The sequence below is a fragment of the Mesorhizobium sp. Root102 genome, from assembly GCF_001425625.1.
Lineage (GTDB): Bacteria > Pseudomonadota > Alphaproteobacteria > Rhizobiales > Rhizobiaceae > Mesorhizobium.
Genome location: NZ_LMCP01000034.1, coordinates 169,716 through 185,878 on the forward strand (window position 1 = coordinate 169,716; position 16,163 = coordinate 185,878).

Annotated in this window: 11 protein-coding genes; 8 read left to right on the forward strand and 3 right to left on the reverse strand. The window is 65.0% G+C overall.

Features of this window, described 5'->3' with window-relative positions; all coding sequences use genetic code 11:
- Positions 1 to 28 precede the first annotated feature (28 nt).
- Positions 29 to 1,528 carry a hypothetical protein gene (locus ASD12_RS23005; protein ID WP_056591540.1) on the reverse strand — a complete coding sequence of 500 codons (1,500 nt, stop codon included), beginning with the start codon at positions 1,526 to 1,528 and terminating at the stop codon, positions 29 to 31.
- Positions 1,529 to 1,768: 240 nt separating this feature from the next.
- On the opposite strand from ASD12_RS23005, the gene ASD12_RS23010 reads away from it, so the two are divergent.
- Both ASD12_RS23010 and ASD12_RS23015 read left to right on the forward strand, forming a co-directional pair.
- Entirely contained in the window at positions 1,769 to 3,871 is a 2,103-nt protein-coding gene (locus tag ASD12_RS23010; protein ID WP_056591543.1) for an exopolysaccharide transport family protein, read from the forward strand.
- A 1-nt stretch (position 3,872) separates the two neighbouring features.
- Positions 3,873 to 5,189 (forward strand): VpsF family polysaccharide biosynthesis protein, encoded by a 1,317-nt coding sequence (locus ASD12_RS23015; RefSeq protein ID WP_056591546.1) that lies wholly within the window; start codon positions 3,873 to 3,875, stop codon positions 5,187 to 5,189.
- Positions 5,190 to 5,221: 32 nt separating this feature from the next.
- Here ASD12_RS23015 and ASD12_RS23020 read toward each other — a convergent pair whose 3' ends face one another.
- Both ASD12_RS23020 and ASD12_RS23025 read right to left on the reverse strand, forming a co-directional pair.
- Positions 5,222 to 6,478: a cellulase family glycosylhydrolase gene (locus tag ASD12_RS23020; RefSeq protein ID WP_056591550.1), complete on the reverse strand. Its 1,257-nt coding sequence runs from the start codon at positions 6,476 to 6,478 to the stop codon at positions 5,222 to 5,224.
- Positions 6,475 to 7,644 (reverse strand): DUF1972 domain-containing protein, encoded by a 1,170-nt coding sequence (locus tag ASD12_RS23025; protein WP_056591553.1) that lies wholly within the window; start codon positions 7,642 to 7,644, stop codon positions 6,475 to 6,477. The genes ASD12_RS23020 and ASD12_RS23025 overlap by 4 nt, the downstream gene beginning before the upstream one ends.
- 350 nt (positions 7,645 to 7,994) lie before the next feature.
- Between ASD12_RS23025 and ASD12_RS23030 the strand changes: the two genes are divergently transcribed.
- From ASD12_RS23030 to ligD, 6 genes are all read left to right on the forward strand, one after another.
- On the forward strand, positions 7,995 to 9,164 hold the full coding sequence (locus tag ASD12_RS23030; RefSeq protein ID WP_056591555.1) for a glycosyltransferase: 1,170 nt from the start codon (positions 7,995 to 7,997) through the stop codon (positions 9,162 to 9,164).
- Positions 9,161 to 10,468: a hypothetical protein gene (locus ASD12_RS23035; RefSeq protein WP_082525623.1), complete on the forward strand. Its 1,308-nt coding sequence runs from the start codon at positions 9,161 to 9,163 to the stop codon at positions 10,466 to 10,468. Before ASD12_RS23030 ends, ASD12_RS23035 begins: the two co-directional genes overlap by 4 nt.
- A 13-nt stretch (positions 10,469 to 10,481) precedes the next feature.
- The gene (locus ASD12_RS23040; protein ID WP_056591558.1) at positions 10,482 to 11,711 is read left to right on the forward strand and encodes a GNAT family N-acetyltransferase; all 1,230 of its coding nucleotides are present in this window, start codon (positions 10,482 to 10,484) and stop codon (positions 11,709 to 11,711) included.
- A gap of 42 nt (positions 11,712 to 11,753) precedes the next feature.
- Positions 11,754 to 12,941 (forward strand): GNAT family N-acetyltransferase, encoded by a 1,188-nt coding sequence (locus ASD12_RS23045; protein WP_244482960.1) that lies wholly within the window; start codon positions 11,754 to 11,756, stop codon positions 12,939 to 12,941.
- 447 nt (positions 12,942 to 13,388) lie between these two features.
- Entirely contained in the window at positions 13,389 to 13,613 is a 225-nt protein-coding gene (locus ASD12_RS23050) for a hypothetical protein (RefSeq protein WP_056592180.1), read from the forward strand.
- A gap of 45 nt (positions 13,614 to 13,658) precedes the next feature.
- The gene (ligD, locus tag ASD12_RS23055) at positions 13,659 to 16,148 is read left to right on the forward strand and encodes a DNA ligase D (RefSeq protein WP_056592184.1); all 2,490 of its coding nucleotides are present in this window, start codon (positions 13,659 to 13,661) and stop codon (positions 16,146 to 16,148) included.
- Positions 16,149 to 16,163: the final 15 nt, after the last annotated feature.

The following is a 16,163-nucleotide window of genomic DNA, read 5'->3' on the forward strand; positions in this document are numbered from 1 at the left end:
ACGTGTCTGGTAGTAAACAATGTTTAGGTTAATCGCGGACCCGTCGTTTCCAGCGCGGTGCAATCGCCGAGCCATCGATGAATTCAAAACCGCCTGCCTCGTTGAGTGTGTGAAGTTTGCGCCCACTCCATAGCGCACCCGGATTTAAGATGGTTTCAACGACCTGCTCCATGCCGATCAAATCAAGGTGAGAAATGCGTGCAATGCCGAGAGCCGCGCCATAGCTCCTGCGGCAGTCCTGCACCGGGCGCAGCAGGTCGTTGCCGCGCTGGACCATGCGGCCCGCCGGCCGCGCCGAGGCAATGTCGATCAGCACGGGATTGTTCGGATGCGGCATCCAGGGGCCGCGAAAATCCGGCGCAGACCACAGATGCAGCGTGTCGGAGAAGGCGCCGCCGCCATCCCGGATGGTGGCGAACAGCCACCACAAGCCGCCATGTTCGACCAGGGTGGCGTCGCTGGCGACGACGCCGGACAGAAGCGTCGCCTCCTTGACCCATCCGCCAGGAAAGGCGGTGGCCCGGTAGAGATCGACCGTGCCGTTGGCGCAGCTCTCCGGCACCATCCAGACCTCGCCGTCGCGCTCGAAGACGAAGGGGTAGGAGAGATGGTAGGGCAGGTCCAGCACCGGCTCAGGTCGGCCGAGCGGGCCAGACGGGCCGAAGGGCACCGCGGAGATGATGGCCCGGCCCAGCCGATGGATATAGTCCTCGACGAACAGGGTCAGCTGACCCTGATAAAGAATCGGGAACGGATCGGCGTAGAAGCGGCTGCCATCGTCCGGCAGCTCTTGCCAGCCCGATGCCGGATGCGCGCGCAGGTCGAACAGATCTCGGCCCCCGGTTTGCCGCCAGCCGACCTTCCAGTGCGGCGCGTTGTAGCAAAGATGGTAGATCTTCTGGACGATCCGCCGCGCCAGCGCCTTGCCGGCTCTGACGCCAAGCTTGCCAGCCGAGGGCAACAGCGGCGGGGCACCTGCCTGCGCCGGCTCGGGCAGATCGGGCACGGACTTGGCCGCGCCTGACAGGGCAGCTATGATCAGACTTGCCGTGCGCGCCAGCATGTCCTGGAAGGACGCGAGCGCGATGCCGCCATATTCGGTTCCCAGGCGCCCGGCGGCAATCGCGACACCGTTCTCCTCGATGCGGGCAAGCGGTGTGCGGCCGGCGAGGATCAGGGCCAGCAAGGCCGTTTCCCCACTTGTGCCATCATAGGTGACGCGCCAGACCCGCGTGCCTTCCAGCCTGACATCGCCGCAGAGGTCGATCACCAGGTCGGGCGAAGCAGGGGACTGTGTCCTGTAGGGAGCGAGCGTGGAAAGTGGCACACGCTTCGCCAGCCCATCATGGGACAGGCCGTGTATCGCCGTTTCGAGTTGAAACAGGGCCGCGGCGCTGCGCGGGATGCCGCCGCCCGCGGGCCTGGTATCGACGGACAGCTCGACATCGCCAAGCGCGGCGAGGCGTTCCAGCAGCGCGACATGGAAGGCACGCACGCAGTCGCCGTCCAGGCGCAGGCTTATCCGCATGTTGGAGACCCGAAAAGGCGGTATCCGGCCATGCCGATCCGGTCGAATTGTAGCCCCATCCGCATACGTCTCCGCTCGCTGTGCACCCAGCACCTCGGTATGTATATTTTTAAGCAAACCGCGTGCCAAAATTCACATGACTTCCCAACATAATTAACAATCTTTTAACAGTTGGAGGAATAGCTAGGTTAGTGCCGCAATCTGATCTTGCCGGCATATGGGGTATTGTCGGAGGCAGCCATGCAATCATCTCTGCCCATGGTTCCTCAGCAACATTCCCCGGATGCGGGACCAGCGGGATCATACGCGGCCTCGACGGTCGAACTGGGCGACCTAAAGCGCATCCTGGTGCGCCGCCGGTTCTGGATCTTCGGCACCGTCGCGCTGCTGACGCTGGTCACCTTGCTCTACGGTCTCTTCACGCCCGCTCTCTACAGCTCGGCGGCGGAAATCCTTATCGATCCGCAGGACCTGCAGGTGGTCACCAACGACGTCAATCCCAGCCGCATCTCACCCGACGGCGGCATCACGCAGGTCGAGAGCCAGGTCAGCGTGGTCCAGTCGACGGGCGTGCTGATGCGCGCGATCGCGGCGACCAACCTGACGCAGGATCCGGAATTCAACGGGCAGGGCTTGCTCTCGCGCCTGCTCGGTTCGGCATCGGCCGAAGGCGACAGGTCGGCGCAGACGCTCGATGCGCTGCGCCGACGCCTGGCGGTCAAGCGGGCCGACAAGGTCCTGGTCCTCGACGTCATCGTCACCGCCAAGAGCGCCGACAAGGCCGCCCTTCTGGCCAACGCCATCGCGCAGGCCTACCTGGTCGATCAGGCCGCCGCGCGGGCGCAAATGGCCAAGGACGCTTCGGAGTCCATCACAGCGCGGCTGGACGAACAGCGCAAGCGCGTCCAGCAAGCCGAGAATGCCGTCGAGGCCTACAAGTCGGCCAACAACATGGTGATGGCGGCGGGCAACCTGGTCAGCGACCAGGAACTGACCGAGCTCAACACGCAGCTTTCGGCGGCGCAGAGCCGCACCGCGGCGCTGAAGGCGCAGGTCGACCAGATGCGCCGGCAGAGCGGCACGGCGGACGCAACCTCGGAAGCGATGCGCTCGGCGGTAATCTCGAGCCTGCGGGCACAGGAGGCTACGCTGGTCGACCAGGTCTCGCAGCTCGGCACGGAGCTGGGGCCGCGTCATCCCTCGCTGATCGCCGCCCAACAGCAGCTGCGCGACACGCGCCAGCTGATCGCGCGCGAACTCGGCCGCATCGCCACCGCCACCGAGACCGACTATGAACGGGCGCTCGCCAACCAGCAGGCGCTGGAAGCCAAGGTCGCGGGTATGAAGAGCAAGTCGCTCGACACCGACCAGGCCTCCGTGCGGCTGCGCGAACTGCAGCGCGATCTCGAGGCTCTGCGCTCCGTCTACGCGAACTATCTCCAGCGCGCCCAGGAGACGCGCGAGCAGATCAATGTCGACAGCACCAATGCGCGCATCATCTCCAACGCCATGCCGGCCCTGAAGAAGAGTTGGCCGCCTTTGTCGCTGCTGCTCGTCGGCGCGATCTTCGGCGGGCTGGGGCTCGGCACCGGCCTGGCGCTAATCGCCGAATATGCCTCGCCCACGGTGCTTTCCAGCGCCCAGATGCAATCGGCCATCAAGGCGCCGGTGCTGGGCGTGGTCCCGGCAAAGTCAGGCACTGGCCGGCGCTGGTGGCCTTTCGGCGGGAGTGCGGCCGCTGCGGCCAGCCAGAAAACCGACGCCGTCGTCGGCCTTGCGCTGAGGCGGATGTTCAGTTCGGGCCAGCGGCCGCCGGACTGGCCGCTGGTGCCGTCCATCCTGGTGACATCGTCTCCGGGCGAGGGCGCGCAGCGCAGTCGGGTGGCACGGTTGCTGGCCAATACTGCGGCGTCCAGGGGCAGCCGGGTGCTGTTCATAGATGCCAATGTCAGCGGTGGCGGTCAGAAGGAGGCGCAGCCGGGAATCCTCGACGTGCTGCGCGGCGAGTATGCGTTCGAGGCCGTCAGCCACTACGCGGCCGGCAGCAACGTCGCGCTGCTGGGCAGGGGCCGCTCAAAGGCGGTCTTCCAGGAAGCGCATGGCATCTACTTCGCCCAGCACATGCTGGCCCAGGCCAGCCGGAGCTTCGAGCTCGTTGTCATCGACGGCGGCGCGCTGGCCGACAATCTCAATGCTTCGCCTCTGGTTGCCATGGTCGACGAGATCCTGCTCGTCGCCACGCTGAACGCCACGCCGATGCGCGACGTCAACGCGACCTCGCAGGCCGTTTCCGTCATGGGGCGGCTGCCGACAGGCGCCATGCTGGTCGACGAGGCGGCCTGATATGGCAGCCAGCTGGAGCGGAAGCGCTTCGAACTATGGTGCTGCCGCGCCCCGCGCCGGCACGTCGGTCGATGCGCTGACGCGCTTCGGACTGATCGTGGCGGTGGCGGTTCTGTTCAGCGTCTCCGGCGGCATGCTGTGGCTGGTGGGCTACAATTACGACGGCCTGTTCGGCAACCCGGCGACCAAGATCCACCCGTCCACCTATCTCATCGTGCTGCTGCTTGCCTGGCGCTCCTGCACCTTCGGCAATCCGGTCGGCTATCTCGTGCATGTCGCCGACAGGCGGCCGGCCAGCGCATTGATGGCCGCCATCTCGATCGTGCTGCTGTTCGTCGTCATTGCCAGGCAGCGTCCCGGCATGGCCGGCATGATCGATACGTTCGTGGCCGCGGCACTTGTGGTGCTGATGCTCAGCGAGGACGACGAACGGACATTCGCCGGGCTGCAGACTGTCGTTCATGTGGTCATGACGGCGAATGCGCTGCTTGCACTTTTCGAGTTCGCCACCAAGACGCTTATTTTCCCCTATCGCCTCGACGGGGTGGCGTTTACCACCGATCTGCGCTCGAGCGCGCTGCAGGGGCATCCGCTTGCCAATGCCATGGCGACAGCGATCTACGTGCTTGCCCTGCTCTCCGGTGCCAGATCCCTGTCGATGCCTGTGCGGATAGGGTTGATCGGCCTGCAATGTGCCGCACTCGTCGCCTTCGGCGGCCGCACGGCGATGGTGACGACGATCGTGCTCGGCGGCTGCTATCTGCTTTTTCAGGGCATCACCAAATTGCGCCAGGGCCGCGTCAACCTGCTGGGTGCAGCACTCGGCTTCATGCTTGCCGCGCTGCTGCCGGTCGTCATCGTCGTGGCGGCATATTATGGCTTTTTCGACGCGCTGCTGGAGCGCTTCGTGTCGGACAGCGGCAGCGCCAATGCCCGCGTCGAAATGTTCGAGCTCTTCAAGTACCTGGAACTGCGCGATCTGATCGTTGGACCGGATGTCGACCTGGTCGACAGCCTGCGCCGTATCAACGGTCTCGAACAGGGCATCGAGAACCCGATCATCCGCACCATCGTCTATCAGGGCGCCTTCTTCACCCTTTTGCTGACGTTTGGTTTCGTGCTGTTCCTGTTTGAGGTGGCTCGGCGCTGTCATGCCGGCATCTGGCTGCCGATGCTGGGCTGGATCATCCTGATCAACACTTCGGAAAGCGTCGCGTCGAAGACGACGCTGCTGACCAAATTCGTGGTGCTGGTGCTGGTGCTTTACCGGCCGGCGCGGGCGGTGGTGCGGCAAAGGACGCAGCCGGCGCAAACGTAGCGCTCTACGGCGGATGCCGGGATGGCAGGTGCCTATTCCGGCATAACCAGCCCAAGCGCCTCAACCATCGCCGGGTCCAGAGCCCGCGTGGTGTCGTCCATCATGCCCATGCCGTCGAAGAGATCCCAGAAGGCCCAGGGGAAGCCGAACGCCTCGGCGCTCTGCCTGACATCGACGATGTAGCGCGCGCGATCCGGATTGGGCGCCGCGACATAGTGGGCATCGGTGCGCAGGGCGCCGAACTCGCCCATGATGATGCGTTCCGGCGCAATGCCGTGGCCGTCGGCCCAGGCGCGAGCCTCGCCAAGATATTTGTCTACAAACCAGCGGTCGGGCTTGGCGTCGAAATAGACCTTCAGCACGCGCTCGGTTTCGGCATAGGCGGCCTGCTTGGTGTTTTCGGGGGTTTCGGTGTCCTGCGCCATACGCGCCCTGACCGACGCCAGCGTCTGTTCCAGCGAGCCGGCGGATGCCGGCCACGGCACGTTGTTGAGCGACCGGTAGACCGGCTCGCGCATCCACGGCGCGCCCTGATGGCTGAACAGATAGGGCTCGTAGAAGTGGAAGGTGAACAGGATCGGCTCGAACGGCGCCAGCGGTGCCGGATCGAGCGCGGTCAGTCCGCTCACCATCGAGCCGCAGCCTCCGGTGACGACCAGCGGCAGGGTCGCGGCCGACGCCCTTGCCGCGGTCAGGAGTGAAAGCTGGATCTGCGACCAGACGTTCGACGCGCAGGCCTGCGCCGGCTCGTTGACCGGCTCGAGCGCTATCCTGCCGGGCTGGAATCGCTCCAGCCTGCCAGCAAGCTCGCCGACCAGCCCGCGATAGAGATCGAAGGCGGGTGCGGCGGTGCTGGAGACCATGCGGTCCGGATTCCAGTAATGGGTGGCGCCATTGGCCTGGACGTTGACGATGATGCCGAGATCGGCGTCGAGCGTGGCGGTGACGGCCGCGTCCAGCATGTCCAGCAATCGACCGCGTGTCCTGGCGTCGGCCGCCAGGAAGGGGCCGGGATCGACGGGCAAACGGATGAAATCGAGCCCGGTCCTGCGCAGCCGACCAAGGTCGTCTGGGGTCGGCACCGGCCGTTGCGACTGGAAGGGCGGCCAGTCATAGTCGGTGCGCGGTGCGGGAAATTCGCGTGTCAGCGAAAACCAGGGCCAGGCGTTGACGCCGCGCCGAAACCGCGGTCCGGCGGCATGGGCGATTGGCGCGATCGGGAGCGAGCCGAGGGCCGCCGCCGTGGACAGCGCCGTCCGCAGCAGCCGCCGGCGCGACCAGCCTGTCATGCGGTGCCGGCTGAGGCGCGATTGGTTGCGATGGCTTCCGAGGCGGTCACGCCGAGCAAGCGGTAGGCTTCATTTTCATAGGCAAGCAGGACATCGTCCCAGCGGAAGGCCTCGCGGGCACGCGCCCTGGCGGCAAGGCCGCAGGTCCTGACCAGGTCATCATCGTCCAGCGCCTGCTGCATCCGTTCGGCGCAACTGTCCTTGTCGGTGAAGTAGATCGCCGCCGCCCCCGCGGTCCACCTGTTGTAGGGATTGTCGTGCGCGATCACCATGTTGCCGGCCGCCAGCGCCTCGACCAGCGACGGGTTGGTGCCGCCCACCGTGTGGCCGTGCAGATAGGCGCGGGCGTGGAAGCGCAGTGCCTTGACCATTGCCTGGTCGTAAATGGCGCCCGGCAGGACCACCGAGCTGTTCGCCGCCTTGCGGACGGCGGCATGATAGGGGATGTCGTCGGACAGCGTTCCCAGCACCACCAGCTTCATGTCGCGCTTGGCGGAGCAAAAGGCTTCGACGATCGGCAGGATGTTGTTGTCGGGTTCGATGCGCGCGATCGAGACCAGATAGCGCCCGGGCTCGAGGCCGAGCGCCCGCACCGGCGCTTCTGGCGCCGATGTCACCGGATCGGCCCCATAGGCGATGGTGGCGATGGCGCTGCGCGGCCGGCGCGTCGCCAGGTGATCGGCGATGGCGGGATGATCGGCGACCAGCCGATGCGAGGCCCAGGCGCCGATCCATTCGTTGAGCCAGAACCAGGTGCGCGCCGCCATGCCCCATTTGGGGCGGCGCCACTCAATGCCGTCCATGTTGGTGAAGATCTTGCGCCGCTTCAGCCTGAGCCAGGTCAGGAAGACCGCGCCATTGTAGCCAAGCACCAGGCAGACGCCCGGCCGACTGGCGGCGTCGCGGACACATTGCCAGTCGAATTCCAGGGTCGCGCGCGGCCCCTTGGAGGCAACCTGGATGTGGATGAGCTCGATGCCGCGCCAGGTTTCGCTGCGCACCCGCTGGTCGATCCGCTCGACCTCATCCTGGCAATAGACGGCGACCTTCCAGCCTCGCCCGACAAGAAACAGCGCCAGTCTTTCGGCAAAGGTTTCAAAGCCGCCATGGGCCGCGGGTATGCCGCGGGTCCCCAGGATCAGTATGGCTGGCGTCTCTGGTTTCATGGCTGGTGGCACTTTCAGATGCATTCTATATATTAGCTATTGCTTAATTTTTAGGAAGCAGGTGGCAACTTCCGTGCCATCCGCCGATTTTCGGCATACTGGCGGGTGATCATCGCGCGGGGTTGTAAAAAAACGGTGTTGAACCCGGTGGTTGTTTCATTCTCGGTCAACCCTTCTATGCGTAGCTGTATCGAAACGAGGCATTGCCAGGGTCGTGGCCAGGGTCGTGCGGCCGGTGATCGGACATATCGACCGATAGCCGGGCATATCGAACCAGGCATGATTCTTGCGACACGGATTCTGGACACCCTCGTCGAGCGCGATGGTTGTAGCACCTGGCGGGAAACAAGATGCGGATTGCCTGCGTTCATCAGGGCTATGAACTCTATGGTTCCGACCGTAGCTTCGCGGAGAGCGTTGCTGCGTTGCGCGCCGCGTTTCCGTCGGCCGACATCGAGGTGGTCTTGCCGCGCAGCGGGCCGATCGTGCAGATTTTGGAAGCGCATGCCAGCAGGATCGTCTTCGAACCGCTGTGGGTGCTGAGGCGCCAGGCCATAGCGCGCCTTGCGACGGTCGAGATGGCGCGATTGCCGGTTGCCGTGTTCAGGGCGTGGCGGCGCCTCAGGGAATGCGACCTCGTCTACGTCAACACCTCGATCGTGGCCGACTATGCGCTGGCCGCGCGCCTTCTTCCCCACAAGGCTGTCCTGCATATCCACGAGATCCCCGAAGGCGCCATGCGCAGGATACTCGTCGGCCTGATGCACTGGAGCCATGCGGATCTGATCTTCAACTCGCGCGCGACGCGCGCCGCTTTCGGCGATCCCAGGACCGCCCGCACGCATGTCGTCTACAACGGCGTTGCCGGGCCGGCGGCGCCTGAACCGACCACCTATGACGGCAAGCGCCCGTTGCGCGTGCTGCTGCTCGGCCGCATCAACAGGATCAAGGGGCAGGAGGTTTTGCTGGAGGCGATCGCCTCGATGCCGACAGAACTCCAGCCGAGGATCGAGGTGCGGCTGGTCGGCGGCGCCTTCGAAAGCACCGAGCGCGAACGTGCGCTGGCCGAACTGGTCGAGACGATGGGCCTCACCGGGCGCGTCAGCGTCTTGCCCTTCGTGCTCGACCCTTCGGAGCATTACCACTGGGCCGACATCGTCACCGTTCCGTCGCGGCGTCCGGAATCGCTCGGGCGCGTCGCCATCGAGGCAATGGCCTATGGCCGGCCGCCGCTGGTGTCGGCGATCGGCGGGCTGGTGGAAGTGGTCAGCGATGGCGAGACCGGCTGGCATGTTCCGCCCGGCGACGCGGCAGCCCTGGCCGCGAAATTGCAGGAGATCATCCTCGCCCCTGAGGCATGGCGCGGTTTTGTCGCTGCAGGGCGCGCGCGCTACGAGGCAATGTTCAGCGAGCCGGTCGCGGCCGCGGCGATCGCGGCGATCGCCGCCGACAAGCTCAAGACGACCATGGCGCGACCGAGCCGGGCGCGGGCCGCCCGCCAAGCGGAGACACGGCCGTGAAATTTGCATTCCCGAGCCATCTGGTTCGACGCCTCATGCTGATGATCGGCGGCGAGGCGATGCAGAGCGGCTTTCACTTTGCTCTCAACATCGGGCTGTTGCACATGCTGTCGGCGCAAGGCTATGGCCTCTTCGCCATTGGCATGGTGATGGGCGGCGTCGGCCTGTCCTATATCAGGTCGCTCACCGCCGTTCCCGCCAGCATCTGGATGAGCAAAAGCACCAACAGTGCCGGCGTCGATGCGCATGACGTGGCGTTTGGAACGGCGGCGCTAATCGTGGCATTGCTGATGGCCGTCGGTACGGCTGTTCTGATGCATCTCCTTGGCGATCCAAGCGGAATTGCCGCCGGCTGCTTCGTCGGCGCCTGGTCGTTGCGCAGCCATATGCGCACGGCTTTCTTCGCGCGTCGCCAGCAGGTGGTCGTTTCCATCAGCGACGGCGCTTTTACAATCGCCGGCATTGTCCTGACCGGGCTGACGATCTGGAAGGTCCAGGACCCGCTGCAGACCGTGTTCTATGCACTTGCCGCGGCAAATGTGTTCGGCATTTTCGTCCTGGTCCGGCTGGCTCGGCGCACACTTCGCATCAGCTTCCGCATGCCGACGCGGCGACGCTATACCAGGCTCTGGCACCAGCTGCGCTGGTCGGCGTTCAGCGCGACCACCACCAACATCCAGGGTCAATGTCTGGCGCTGCTGGTCGCGGGCATTGCCGGGCCTGCCGCCTATGCACCGCTGGCGGCGGTCCTGGTGCTGTTTGCCCCGCTGCGCATCATCAGTCTTGCTTTCGTAAACATGACGCAGCCAGAGCTCGCGAGGCTGATGCGGAACAACGAAACAGGCCGGGTTTGGGCACAGGCAAAGATCTGGGCGCTCGTCATGGGGCTCGGCGGCCTGGCCTATGGATGTGCGATCATGTTCGTCCTGCCGATGATAAAATCCCAGGCCCTGCAGGATGCGTCGATCGGATTCATCGGGATTTTTGTGACCGCGAATTTTGTCCCGATCATGCTCTATATCATGCCTCGCATCGTGCTTGAGATACTCGGCGATTTCCGGATCGTCGCGTTCACCACGCTGGGCGGCGCGGTCGTCGGGCTGGTACTGATCGCGATCCTGCTGGCGATAGCGTCTCCGCCGTGGGCGCTGGTGGGTTCCGCCGTGTCCGAGATCTTCGTGCTCGCGGCATCATGGTATTTCGCGCATCACCGCATATGGAATCTAGAGCATCCGGATGAGGCGCGCGACAGCCGGTTGGGTTCGTGGCGACGGGCGGTCTCGCTCGCGACGGCAAAACGATAGGAGAAGAGAAGATATGGCAGGCCAGGCAGTGCAAAGTGCTGCGGCGACCGGCTTGCCCGAAGGGCAGGCCCTACATCCCGCAACCGTCGCCGCGAACGATGCCTACACGGCGCGATTGCACACCAGCCTGGAAGCGGCCAGGCCGCTCTGGCTGCGCTACGAGGCGGACGGTGTGTGCACCGCGCACCAGCATTATGCGTGGGCCGAGGGAATCGTCGCGCGACTGATACCGAAAGGTGCGGACGTGCTCATCGTGGAGGTGAACGACGCCGCAACGGGCGCGCCCCGGATGCTGGTGCCGCTGATGCGGCGACCGGCTTTCCACCATCGGGTGATCGAATGGCTGAGCTGTGGCGTTTGCGACTATTCGGCACCGCTGCTGGCCGATGCGAGCCCGTGGACGCGGCAATCCGCACAGGCGGCCTGGGCCGCGGTGCTCTTCGTGCTGCCGCCGGCGGACCGCATCAACATCACCGGAATTCCGCAATTGATCAGCGGCGTCACCAACCCGCTGGCCTTGCTCGCGGCCACGCGCGATTCCCTTCATACCAGCTTCGGCCTCGCTATCGACGGCGACCCGGAAACTGTCCTCAAGCGCCTATGCAGGCCATCCTTCGTCAAGGCCTTCAACAAGGACTGGCGCCGGCTCGAACGGCTCGGCGACGTGGAACTGGTCGAGGCCAACACACCGGCCCTGGTGGAGCTGATCTTCGGCAGCCTGGTCCGCATGCGGCTCAGCCGCTTTCGAGAATTGGGCCGTTTCGACCTGCTGACGCAGGGGACGGTTGTCGATTTCTACCGAAACGCCGCTCTCGAGGGGCTGTCGGATGGATCGGTGCGGCTCTTCGGGCTGCGCGTTGGCGAAGCTCTGATCGCGGTCCAATATCTGCTGATCCATCAAGTTACTGTTCATGCTCTGCTGATATCAATCGACCAGGGCGCGGTGCCCAACGTCTCACCGGGGCTTCTGATCATGGGCAAGTTGATGAACTGGGCGCGCGGGCGGGGTTTCGACTATTTCGACCTGTCGGTAGGCAACCAGAGCTACAAGGAACATATGGGTGCCAAGGGTTCGGTCCTGCGCGAGCTTTGCCACGGGATTACGGTGCGGGGCAGTGCCGTGAGCACCGCCCTCGAGGTCCGCACCCGAAGTGAGGTATTCGTGCGCTCCAAACCTCGGCTGCTGAAGACGATGCAGGGACTGATGCGGAGTTTGCGGCGCTTGCGCGGGGGACCAAAATGACAGGACAAGCATGTGGCAAGCCGGGCAATGCAAGTGGCTGCGATGACGGACGATGGGCCGGTTTCCCCGATTGCCGCCAGCGCCGGAGCCGGCGCGCGCTATACGGCGCGGCTGCACACCAGCTTTGAGACCGTCAAGCCGCTCTGGCTGCAACACCAGGCGGACGGCGTCTGCACCGCCCATCAGCACTATGCCTGGGTCGAGGGAATCGCCGCGCGGCTGATGCCCAAGAGCGCGGACCTGCTCGTCATCGAGGTGAGCGACGCTGCTACGGGCGCGCCGGCCATGCTGCTGCCGCTGATGCGGCGCCGGGCCCGCGGCCACCACGTGATCGAATGGCTAAGCTGCCGCGTGTGCGACTATTCGGTGCCGCTGCTGGCGGATGCGAGAGCGTGGACCAGGCAGAGTGCCGACGCCGTGTGGGCGGCGGTCCGCGCCGTGCTGCCGCCGGCCGATCGCATCCATATCGCGGGGATCCCGCAGCAGATCCACGGCGTGGCCAATCCGCTGGCGCTGCTTTCGGTGGTGCGCGACTCCATCCAGATCACCTCCGGCCTCGTCCTGCATGGCGAACCGGAGACGCTCATCAAGCGCATCTGCAAGCCGTCTTTCGCCAAGACCTTCCACAAGCAGTGCCGCGCCTTCGAACGGCGTGTCGGCCTCGCTCTGGTCGAGGCCGACACGCCGGCGCTGACCGAGGAGCTCTTCGACACACTGCTGGAACTGCGGTTGAGGCGCTTTCGCGAGCTTGGGCGTTTCGACCTCCTGACGCAGGCCCCGGTCGTCGACTTCTACCGCCACGCGGCGCTGCAAGGCCTGTCCGACGGATCGGTGCGGCTGTTCGGGCTGCGCGCCGGTGAAGCCTGGCTCGCCTCCATCTATGTGCTGACCAGAAAAGGCACGCTTCACACCCTCCTGCTCGGCATCGACCAGAACGCGGTCGCCAATGTCTCACCCGGCCTGACGACGATGGGCAAGCTGATGATGTGGGCGCGCGGACATGGGTTCGACTATTTCGACCTGTCTGTCGGCAGCCAGGGCTACAAGGAACATATCGGTGCTGCGAGCTCGGTCCTGGCCGAGATTTGCGAACCGATAACGCTGCGGGGCAGGGCTGCGAACGCAGCCATTCTGCTGAGCAGCGGGACCGAGCGTTACGTGCGCTCCAATCCGCGACTGCTCAAGACCGTCCGGAGCCTGATGAGCCGCTTGCGGCGATTGAAGGACTGAAGGCGGCCGCATGCGAAACTCGCAGAGCCTGCCTGCCGAGGGGGCCGCGTCCGAGCGCCTGCGCAAGGATGTTCTCGCTGAGGGTGTTAAGCGGCGTCTTGACAAAGCATCGGTGCATGCCCCACTTGCCGTGAGCCGATTAGGGCTTTGGGGAATACCGATGAAAAAGACCTATGAAAAGCCGACGCTCAACAAGCGTCAGCAGCTCTCCCGCGTCACGGCGTCACCGATCCCGTCGGCAGCAACCTGACGGGCAAATCGCCGTTCGATCATCGCTACCATCAGATCCGCCGCCGCAAGGCGGCGGTTTCTTTTGTGCCCCCGATCCCGGCTACAAGCCGTTTGCACTGAAATTGACAGGACGGCGCGTCTCCGTCATCCTTGAGTCCAGTCGCCAGGCTGCGGACAGCGGCCATGTTGCGTGTCAGGGCGACCGAGGGCAGCGTCATGTTCAGTCCCATCATCGGCCAGAATTCCAAGCGCGCGGCCGTGCGCAAGGCGCTCGACCGCCACAAGGTGTACATCACCGCGCAGAGTTTCTCGGCCGGCACCTACCAAGCCCGCGTTCTGGTCGACGGCGAGGCTTATTGGGTCGATGAATTCCGGTTGAGCCAGCTGCAGCAAGGACTGTCGCCTGCGGAGCTTGAGTTGATGCCGGCCACCGACGATTGAGTGCGTGACTGGCTTGTTCCTGGCGGCCGTGCTTCGCTTCTGGTCATGACAACTCCACCAAAACTCAAAGCCTATCGCGCCAAGCGCGAATTCTCGAAGACGCCGGAACCGGCCGGTGGGCTCATTGGCGGCGATGGCAACCGCTTCGTCGTCCACAAGCACCACGCTACCGCAGACCACTATGACCTGCGCCTGCAGGTCGGCGATGTCTTGAAGAGCTGGGCGGTGCCGCGCGGGCCTTCGCTCAATCCGGCCGACAAAAGGCTGGCGGTCCAGACCGAGGATCATCCGCTCGAATATGTCGACTTCGAGGGCGTCATTCCCGAGGGCGAGTATGGCGGCGGGCCGATGATCGTCTGGGACACCGGCACATGGGCGCCGATGGACGACGTCGAAAAGAGTTTCAAGACCGGCGCCTTCAAATTCCGGCTGGCCGGCGACAAGCTCAATGGCGGCTGGATGCTGACCAGGCTGAAACCGAAACCCGGCGAGGACAGCGAGAAGAAGAACTGGCTGCTGTTCAAGGAGCGCGACCTTGCCGCCGACACCGCGCTCGACATCCTCGAAGCGCGGCCGGAAAGCGTCAAATCCGGGAAGCGCATCGAGGAGATGGTGGCGCCGGCGAAACCGGCGGCCAAGCCCAGGCCGGGGCCGCTGAAGCCAGGCACGCTGTCGGGCGCTTTCAGGGCCCCGGCACTCAGCCGCATCGAGCCGCAGCTGGCGACGCAGGTGCCGAAGCCACCGGGCGGCGAAGGGCCTGCGGAGCATACCAACGAAATTTGGCTGCATGAGATCAAATTCGACGGCTACCGCACCATGGCGCATCTAAGCGACGGCGTGGTCAAGCTGATCACGCGTGGCGGCATCGACTGGACGAAGCGCTATGGCGACCTGCCGCATGCCTTCGCGAAACTGCCTTGCCGCGATGCCATCATCGACGGCGAGATCGTCGTGCTCGACGCCAAGGGCATCAGCCGCTTCGCGCTGCTGCAGGATACGCTGGCAAAGGGCGCCGGCAGCAGGCTGCATTTCTACGCCTTCGACCTTCTACACCTCGACGGCTGGGACCTGACCAAGGCGCCGCTCGTCCGGCGCAAGGCGCTGCTGGCGCAAATGCTGTCCGGCCTCGGCGCCAATTCCGCCATCCAGTTCTCCGACCATGTCGAGGGATCGGGGCAGGGGCTCTACGACAAGGCGTCTGAACTCGGGCTGGAGGGCGTCGTCTCCAAGCGCGCCACTGCCACCTACCAGAGCGGCCGCACCAAAAGCTGGACCAAGACCAAGGCGCTGCAAAGCGGCGATTTCGTCATTGCCGGCTACACCACATCGGACGCGGCGGAGGGGCTGGCAGCGCTCGGCCTTGCCGAATTCGAGGGCGGTGAATTGCACTACCGCGGCAAGGTCGGCACCGGCTTCGACAGCGAAACCGCTGCCGAGCTGCTTGCCCGGCTGGAGCCGCTCGCATCAGGCGCGTCCGCACCGGAAGGCGCGCCGCGCGAAATCATGCGCGAGATGAACTGGGTCAAGCCGCTGCTCTCGGCCCGCATCCACTACGCCAACCGCACGGCGGACAATGCTCCGCGCCACGCGGTGTTTCGCGGCTTGCGCGATGTCGGCCTGTCGACGCCAGTGTCCTCGACACGCAAGCGGCTGATCTCGGAGGCTGATCTCGCCACCATCTGGGTGACCAACCCGACGCGGCGGCTGTTCGGCAAGACCGGCCCGACCAAGCTCGACATCGCCGTCTACTACGCGCTGGTCGGCGACTTCATGCTGCCGCACATCCTCGGCCGCCCGGTGTCGCTGGTGCGCTGCCCGACCGGCCTGCCGAAGGACTGCTTCTTCCAGCGCCATGCCTTCACCGGTATGCCGCCCTCGGTGGTGACGTTCGAGGCGACCAACTCCGAGGGCGAGACCAAATCCTACCTCTCGGTCGAAGGGGCGAAAGGGTATCTGGCGCTGGCGCAATTCGGTGTCGTCGAGTTCCACACCTGGGGCACCCACCGCACCAGCCTCGACAGACCCGACCAGATCGTCTTCGATCTCGACCCGGGCGAGGGGATCACCTGGCGCGAAGTGGTCGAGGCCGCGGTGCACATCAAAAGCGAGCTGGAAGGGTTGGGGCTGGTGCCCTTCGCCAAGACGTCCGGCGGCAGCGGCATCCACATCACGGTGCCGGTGACGCGCAAGCAGAACTGGAAGAAGCTGCACCAGGCGACCAGCGCCATCGCCACGCATCTAACGGCAACCGCGCCAGACACCTTCACCACCACAATGGGCAAGGATAATCGCAAGAGGCGCATCTTCATCGACTACCACCGCAATGCGCGCGGCCACACCTCGGCAGCACCTTACTCGCTGCGCGCCCGCACCAATCTGCCGGCCTCGACACCGGTGAGCTGGAGCGATCTCGAATCCATCGATGCGCCACAGGACCTGAACTATTCCTCGCTGCCGGGGCTCCTGGCGACGTCAGGCGATCCCTGGGCGGATATCGAGGAATTTGCGCGGGATTTGCCGGCCTTGAAGAACTAGGTTCCTGTCCCCCGC

Coding starts and splice junctions, on each gene's coding strand:
- ASD12_RS23045 (WP_244482960.1), top strand. CDS start 11,754: ATGACGGACGATGGGCCGGTTTCCCCGATTGCCGCCAGCGCCGGAGCC.
- ASD12_RS23030 (WP_056591555.1), top strand. CDS start 7,995: ATGCGGATTGCCTGCGTTCATCAGGGCTATGAACTCTATGGTTCCGAC.
- ASD12_RS23005 (WP_056591540.1), bottom strand. CDS start 1,528: ATGCGGATAAGCCTGCGCCTGGACGGCGACTGCGTGCGTGCCTTCCAT.
- ASD12_RS23015 (WP_056591546.1), top strand. CDS start 3,873: ATGGCAGCCAGCTGGAGCGGAAGCGCTTCGAACTATGGTGCTGCCGCG.
- ASD12_RS23050 (WP_056592180.1), top strand. CDS start 13,389: ATGTTCAGTCCCATCATCGGCCAGAATTCCAAGCGCGCGGCCGTGCGC.
- ASD12_RS23010 (WP_056591543.1), top strand. CDS start 1,769: ATGCAATCATCTCTGCCCATGGTTCCTCAGCAACATTCCCCGGATGCG.
- ASD12_RS23025 (WP_056591553.1), bottom strand. CDS start 7,644: ATGAAACCAGAGACGCCAGCCATACTGATCCTGGGGACCCGCGGCATA.
- ligD (WP_056592184.1), top strand. CDS start 13,659: ATGACAACTCCACCAAAACTCAAAGCCTATCGCGCCAAGCGCGAATTC.
- ASD12_RS23040 (WP_056591558.1), top strand. CDS start 10,482: ATGGCAGGCCAGGCAGTGCAAAGTGCTGCGGCGACCGGCTTGCCCGAA.
- ASD12_RS23020 (WP_056591550.1), bottom strand. CDS start 6,478: ATGACAGGCTGGTCGCGCCGGCGGCTGCTGCGGACGGCGCTGTCCACG.